This is a genomic window from Streptomyces sp. bgisy027, assembly GCF_057710365.1.
In genome coordinates this window covers 1-4280 of record NZ_JBYIVZ010000113.1, presented here as the reverse complement: position 1 = coordinate 4280, position 4280 = coordinate 1, and the positions used below count along the sequence as shown (strand labels likewise).

Genomic DNA, 4280 nt, shown 5'->3' with positions numbered 1-4280 from the left:
CTAGATCCAGCGTGCCTGCTTCGCCCGGACGACGGCCTGTATCCGGTTGCCGGCACCTAGCCGGTTCAGGATCGACGACATGTGCCGTTCCACGGTCCTTATCGACAGCACCAGTTCCTCGGCAATGGCGAGGTTGGAGCGGCCTTCCGCCGCAAGGGAGAGGATCTGCCGCTGCCGGGGAGTGAGCATGCTGCGCCGGCCGGCGAGGCGGTGCAGGGAGGTGGCAAGGGCGGGGTCAACGACGGGGTCGCCGTTGGCGAGTTGCCGGACCGTATCACATAGCCGGCCGGGGTCGATGTCCTTGGACAGACTTGCCGTGACCCCGCCGGCGAGGAGGTTCGCATGAGCCTGTGGAGAGGCATCGGCGGCGATGATCGTCAGCAGGGCACAGCCGGGCAGCGCTTCCTGCGTGAGGACAGTGTCCTCAGGTCGTCTTGCGCAAGTAGCTCGATGACGATCACCGAGGGGCGGGTCGCCTGGGCTCGGGGGAGCGCTTCCTTGAGGCTGGCGGCCTCGGCAACGACCTTCAGCCCGTCCGCGGAGGTGAGGACCGCCTCAAGTCCGTGCCGCGTCAGCTTCTCCGGCGCCACCAGCATGATGCGGATCGGCATGCCGGCCGCCGGCGCCACAGGTGCGGGGGCAGGGGCAGCCTGGTGGCCGAGGGTGGCGGGCCGCGTGGTTGTTGCCTCCCGCACGTCGCTGTGCTGGTGGCCGGTGATGGCATGAGGGCGTGCTTCGTCGGGCGCAAGAGCGGCCGGTGACTGGTCTCCGGTGGCGAGGGCAGCGGGCGGCACGGCCACCACGGGGCCCGGGCTGTCGGCTTCGGGTGGTGCCGGTTGCCGCACGGCTTCCCAGCGGCGCCGCCACGTCTGCGCCATTTCGTCGTCGGTCACGTGGCATGCGCGCAGATAGGCCTGCACGCAAGGCCAGGTCGGCACGGTTCGGCCGGCTGCCGCCTTCGACAGGGCGGGTGCGGAGTAGTGTGCTGTCCTGGCCATCTCGCGATAGGTGGGCCGGCCCGCGGACCGGCGCAGGGCTCGGAGCGAAGCCGCGAAACGCGCCTGCTCGCCGCCCGCCGGATCGAGGGGCTTCTCACTGCGGGGCACGGTGCTTCACCCCGTCTGCGGGGGCGTGTCTTCGACCGTGCGCGCAGCCGGTGCGTCGCGGCCGTCGTGCCAGGGTGAGTTCGCCAACGCCCGGCGCGCTGTTTCTCCGGCCAGGCCGATGGCCGTGGTACCGGCCATGACCGCCAGCGTCGCCTCATGCAGCAGTGCGGCGCACACGGAGAAACCCATCAGCAACAGCAGAACAATGATCAATGCGGCGACGGCGGACGCGGATGTCCTGCCCTGCTGGGGCTGGACATTGTCGCCGTCGGGGGGAGACACGGCGGTCACATGCCGACCTCTCTGGAACGGCGCACCACCGACGTGACGAGCCGACCGGAGATCTGGGTGAATGCATCACGGCCCGCAGCCCAGGCATTGCCCGTCGAGTAGCCGCTCAACGGGCCGGACCACGCGCCGTGTTCAGTCTCGCAGTCCACCTGCGGTGCGGCTGCAGGAAGTTGATGCCAGACCAGACGGAATCAACCCGCAGATTCATCCCGGGTTTGAGTGTATGCACTCATCTGCCAGGGCCTGGTGCGCACTCATAGTTAAGCGAGCGGAAAAGCAGGAGCACTTGCCCCTCGCCGCGGACGACCTCTCGTGGATCTGGGTGGCCGTCGCAACGGTGGGGTCTTCCATAGCCGAGGAAGACCCCACCCCCTCTCCCCCACACTCCAGCCCCCTGCGTCCGCCGCAGACGCTCTCCCCAGGGGCGAACACAGCGGCCCCGGCCCGGACGTACCGGAAGCATGCCCCGTCCGGCACACCCTGCCGGCCGGCGGCCCGTACAGCACGGCACCCCACATGCCCCACGCCGCCGCGCCGGACGACGCGGCGCCGCGCTGCGCAGGCACGCGGCACGCCGTACCGGGCCGGCCACCGTCGTCCTCCTGATGCCGGCCCGGGCGGGCCGATCCTGCCCCGGTCCGCGCGGGAGGCGTCCTCAGGAGAGCTGCTCAAGGAGAGTCCTGGCGTAGCGCAGGTGGCGGTGGTCTGTTTCGAGGACGGTCTCGGCGGTGTGCAGGGTGCTCAGGACCTCGGTGCGGGCCTGTGCGGTGTGTCCTGCGCCGGCGAGTGCGTGCACCCAGTCCAGGCGGCTGCGCAGGACGTGGGGGTGTTCCGGTTCGAGCAGGCGGATGCGGTCGTCGATGAGGGCGGCGAACCGTTCCAGGGCTTCGTCGTGGCGGCCGGCGCGGGCGGCGAAGGTGGCCAGGCTGCTGCGGATGGCCAGCGTGTGCGGTGCATCGGCGCCGATCAGGGCGGTGGCTTCGTCCAGCAGGGCGTGCATGGCGTGTTCGGACTCGGCGAGGGTGCCGGGGCGGGTGGCGAACCAGATGCAGCTGCGTCGGGTGGCGATGATCTGCTGGTGGTCGTCGGGGTGGTGGCGCTCGCGGTCGTTGAGCAGTGCCCGGAACTGGTGGGCGGCGGCGTGCGTGTTGCCGCTCTCGCCGGTGAAGTAGGCCAGTTGGTGGCGGGCGTCGAGGACGTCGGGGTGCGGCGCGTCCAGCAGCGTGCGGGCGCTGGTGACGATGTGGCCGAACAGGTGCACGGCCTGCTGTGCTGCTCCGGACTCTCCGGTGAAGAAGGCGGCCTGGTGGCGGGCGGCGAGCGTGAAGAGCGGATCGTTGCCGGGCCTCCCGGCGATGCGGCGCAGGCGGGCAGCGGCCTGGCGGGGGTGGCCGCCGTCGCCCAGGGCGAGGGCGAGCGGGAATTCCGCTTCGGCCACGGATCCCTCGTGTGCCTTGGTCAGGGCGGTGATCGCCCGCTGCAGCCGGGCCTGTTGGTGGGCCACGAGGCCGAGGTCGTATGCGTCCTCCGGGCCGACGGCCGCAAGGAGCGTGTTCCACAGGTGGTCGGGGATGGGTTCGAGGCGGGGGGTGTTGATCAGGTAGTCGAAGGCCTGGTAGCGGCCGTCGCCGTCGTGCAGGAGCAGACCGCTGGTGGCCAGGGCCGGTGTGCAGGCCCACTGGAAGGCGGTGGTGAGGGGCTCGGGGCGCAGGTCGCTGCCGCCGCGCTCGGTCAGATACGGCTCGTGGAGCCGCCGGAGCAGGTCGCCGGTCACGGCGCTGCGCAGGCCGGCGCGGCGGCAGTCGACGGCTGCGGTCACCAGGGCGGCGGCGCGCGGGTTGGTGCCCGGCGCCCAGGCGTTTTGCCATGCGGCCATCAGTTCGGGTCCTGCCGCGATCGTTTCTGCGATGCCGAACCGGTCGCACGTGTGCAGGGCGGCCGCGATGCGTGCGTCGTCGGCGTGGGCGGCGGCGCGCCTGCATTCGTGCTCGGACCAGCGCCGGGGCAGCCGGATCACGTGCGCTTCTTGGAGGACCTCGCGCTGCGTGCGCCAGGCATCCCGGTCGGAGCCGGTCAGGCGGCTCTCCTCACGGGCCTCGAAGCGGCGGTATTCCTCCACGCGCATGGTGCCCAGCACCACCCGGTGCCCTGGGCCGCTGTCGGACAGCGAGCGCAGCATGGTCGCCGTGATGCCGTCTCTGCCGAAGTAGTTCTCCAGGTCGTCCAGCCACACAACGGCGCGGCGGCAGCTGCGGGCACAGGCCACCGCCTGCGGGACGGCCGCCCTCGTGCGCGGGGCGACGAAGCGGTACTGCCCGAACCGGGAGCGTGCCACCTCGTAGCCGAGCCGGGACTTGCCCGCGGCGGATTCACCCACCAGCAGCACAAAGCCCGACCGCTGCAGCCGGAGCACCACCTCCTGCTCGGCGTCGCGTGGCACATAAGGCGGTGCCGTTGCCCCCTCAGCGGCACGCACCCCCGCCGCTTCCGGCCGGGTCACCTGACGCGCCCGGGGAATACGCCCCCGCACATCGCGCAGCAGGTCCGTCTCCTCCCGGCTGCGCCGCCGTGGCCGAAAGAGCTCGGCCGTCAGCCCGTACACGGCAGTCACCGCGGCCCCCACCCCGGCCGCCCACGGACCCGACAGCCACGTGATGGCGGCAGCGATCGCCACACAGCCCGCGACCACCACCGCGATGAACCCGGCCAACCCCTGCCACGGCTGCTCACCCCGCCGCAAAAGCCCAGGCATGCGGCCTCCCTGATATCCCCCACTACAGGGCATCTTCATGGAGAGCACGCCGATGTCGAGAGCACAGCAGCGGCTTCCAGCCGCTTCCCTCACCACACCCCACGACACACCCCGCCCCCTACCGCCTCCTA

Annotated in this window: 4 protein-coding genes; all 4 read right to left on the bottom strand. The window is 71.5% G+C overall.

What is annotated here, in order from left to right:
- A complete protein-coding gene (locus AC3ETA_RS47530; RefSeq protein WP_432199127.1) occupies window positions 1-189 on the bottom strand; it encodes a response regulator transcription factor in 189 nt (62 codons plus the stop codon).
- Between the two features lie 188 nt (window positions 190-377).
- Window positions 378-1106: a helix-turn-helix domain-containing protein gene (locus tag AC3ETA_RS47525; protein ID WP_432199126.1), complete on the bottom strand. Its 729-nt coding sequence runs from the start codon at window positions 1104-1106 to the stop codon at window positions 378-380.
- 6 nt (window positions 1107-1112) lie between these two features.
- A complete protein-coding gene (locus tag AC3ETA_RS47520) occupies window positions 1113-1397 on the bottom strand; it encodes a hypothetical protein (RefSeq protein ID WP_330358376.1) in 285 nt (94 codons plus the stop codon).
- Window positions 1398-2052: 655 nt separating this feature from the next.
- On the bottom strand, window positions 2053-4149 hold the full coding sequence (locus tag AC3ETA_RS47515) for a tetratricopeptide repeat protein (RefSeq protein ID WP_432199125.1): 2097 nt from the start codon (window positions 4147-4149) through the stop codon (window positions 2053-2055).
- Between the last annotated feature and the right edge of the window lie 131 nt (window positions 4150-4280).

Bases quoted from the DNA above. Each gene is read 5' to 3' on its own strand.
- AC3ETA_RS47530 (WP_432199127.1), bottom strand. From the start codon at position 189: ATGCTCACTCCCCGGCAGCGGCAGATCCTCTCCCTTGCGGCGGAAGGC.
- AC3ETA_RS47515 (WP_432199125.1), bottom strand. From the start codon at position 4,149: ATGCCTGGGCTTTTGCGGCGGGGTGAGCAGCCGTGGCAGGGGTTGGCC.